Source organism: Candidatus Chloroploca mongolica (assembly GCF_004762035.2).
Lineage (GTDB): Bacteria > Chloroflexota > Chloroflexia > Chloroflexales > Chloroflexaceae > Chloroploca > Chloroploca mongolica.
The window spans coordinates 1-2,280 of the sequence record NZ_SIJK02000146.1 but is presented as its reverse complement, the minus strand read 5'-3'; the positions used below and the strand labels follow the sequence as shown (position 1 = coordinate 2,280).

At 61.2% G+C, this 2,280-nt stretch carries 2 protein-coding genes and 1 other RNA gene; all 3 read right to left on the bottom strand.

Features of this window, described 5'->3' with window-relative positions:
- Positions 1-320: 320 nt before the first annotated feature.
- Positions 321-896, bottom strand: coding sequence for a DUF1294 domain-containing protein (locus EYB53_RS25210; protein WP_135482383.1), 576 nt, complete (start codon positions 894-896; stop codon positions 321-323).
- A 105-nt stretch (positions 897-1,001) separates the two neighbouring features.
- Positions 1,002-1,208: a C2H2-type zinc finger protein gene (locus EYB53_RS25205; RefSeq protein WP_135482380.1), complete on the bottom strand. Its 207-nt coding sequence runs from the start codon at positions 1,206-1,208 to the stop codon at positions 1,002-1,004.
- 437 nt (positions 1,209-1,645) lie between these two features.
- Positions 1,646-2,005: a transfer-messenger RNA gene (gene ssrA / locus EYB53_RS25200) on the bottom strand.
- Positions 2,006-2,280 lie beyond the last annotated feature (275 nt).

Below are 2,280 nucleotides of genomic sequence, written 5' to 3'. Positions count from 1 at the left end.
TCGTAAGAAAGCTGCGAGTATAGGCAGCGTATTGATGAATAATCTGCTCACGAAGTTGGAAGATGTCCACGCGCGTCCTCGCGAGGGCGGTTATCGGTCGCAACCGCATATAGAATGGCAACCAGGTGTGCCGACACTGCCCATTATCATTGATCAACCGCCGCTTTACAAGACGTATTTGGGAAGAAACCCTTCTTCCATCACCGCGCTGCCCCTACGATACCACCCATGGGAAACCACGCGAGATGACATGCACACTCCGCGTCTCTGCGTCTCCCCGTCTCTGCGTTAAAACGACCGATCACCAAGCCCGGCTCAGCTCAAAATCGCCCCACCACCCACACCACCCCGGCCAACCCGAGCAAGTGCAGGCCCACCAGCAGCCAGAAGGTGAGTTGGTAGGCCGCCTTCCGGGTTTTGTGATGCAGCGCCCACTGCGCGATCAGTGCGCCCGGCCAACCGCCGAGGGCGTCGAGCAGGTGCAACGTCGCTTCAGGGACGCGCCGCTGGCCCTGGGTCGCCTGGCGTTTGTCGAAGCGGTAGACGAGGGCGGTGAACCCGCTGAGCAGCAGATAGGCCAGGACGATCCAGGGGGGCAGCAAACCGAGCCAACTGATGACGCCGACGGCGAGCAGAAAGAGGCTGCTGGCGAGGATGGCGAGGCGTAACGGCGTGCCGAGGCCGGGGCCGACGCGGACGTTGACGGCGCGGGGGCGCTGCTGGGCATCGCGGCCCAGCTCATAGACCACCACGCTTCCGGGGCCGAGGCGGTGCCGGCCGGCGACGACCGCCGTGATGTGGACAAAGACCTCCTCGCCGCCGTGCTCGGGGGCAAGGAAGCCATAGCCCTGCGCGGCCTTCCAGGTACGGATGACTCCGCGCTGACGGCGGGCCATGGGGAATTCCTTTCTGCGGGGCAAGCCCGATCTGTCCACGAGCGTGTGCGCCAAGCATCAAGCGCAGCCTCCGCCACGTTGGCGGAGGCTGCGTGAGCGAAACATCTACGCACCAGTGCAGTGCTTGCGGTGATCGTTGCACGCTTTCGCGTTCGAGAAGACCGCCCCACATGTGCTACACGCATAGATCGGCCCGGTCGTCGAGCCCACCGGATTGGTGCCATGCTGCGCATCACACACATCGGCATGCGCCTGCGCTGCGGCTGCATCGTTAAAGGTTGCGCCACAATGACCACATTTGAATTCAGCCATGACGTTGCTCCTTTTGTCCGCCAAATACAACAATGTATCATCCACTATCAAGCATAGCACCGCATAGGCACCAGCACATAACCCATTGTTGTCTGTGGCATGCGTTGAACCCACGGTGCAGCGGGGCATGGATCCCTTTCATGCCTGCTTGGTTTGACGCAAAGACGCAGAGGCGCAAAGGGGGATGATGAATTCGCTCCGTGCCTGCCTATCCGTGGGGCGATCTTCTGAGCAGACTGGTGTGGCACGCCCCCTCAAGGCACACAAATTCGTGCCCGAAATCAGGGACACTATAGACCGAATGCGGGAGTGCTACTTCTCACGTGACAAAGACAGCGATGACAAAAAACTGATGCGCACCACAGGCTTCGAGGTAGAGGAAAACTAATTCCCCGTTCGAACTGTGCTGCGCATCTAGTTGTTGCAACGGCCTCTGGTGGTGGAGATGGGGGGATTCGAACCCCCGTCCAGAAAGCTACGCCGCAGATATCCTACAAGCTTAGCCGTTTGTTCGTAGCTCGCCCGCGTCTGCACAATAGGCAAAGCAGTTTTTGGGCAAACCCGCTTATCTTTTCCCAAGGCCAGCAGGTGGTCACCAAGGGAGCACTCGACTTGTTGACGCCGGGTCACTGACCATCGAGTGAGCCAGTGAGGGCGCGCTACCTATTTTTAGGCAGCGAGGGCCATGCGGCCCGAGTAGTTGTTGTTGCCAGTTATTGGCATTGCCCTTTTTACGTGACTGGGCGTCACGGCTTGCAATCTACGACCTTCACTCCCTGTCGATACCAGTCATCCCCGTCTCTAGCCTATCTATTATAACGCACCTGGCGCAAACGTCAATGAGTCTTGCGAAGGAGTTTACGGCGATTGCATCTTCCGTGCATGCACCCCACCAGGGCACCCGCAAGGGGTGCCCGTACACCGGGCCCGGCCCCCGGCCCGGTAGGGGCACCCCTTGCGGGTGCCCGCCCCTTGCGGGTGCCCGCCCCTTGCGGGTGCCCGCCCCTTGCGGGTGCCCACCCCTTGCGGGTGCCCGCCCCTTGCGGGTGCCCGCCCCTTGCGGGTGCCCGCC

What these genes read in the sequence shown, in the direction of transcription:
- EYB53_RS25210 (WP_135482383.1), bottom strand. Translation starts at nt 896, where the DNA reads ATGGCCCGCCGTCAGCGCGGAGTCATCCGTACCTGGAAGGCCGCGCAG.
- EYB53_RS25205 (WP_135482380.1), bottom strand. Translation starts at nt 1,208, where the DNA reads ATGGCTGAATTCAAATGTGGTCATTGTGGCGCAACCTTTAACGATGCA.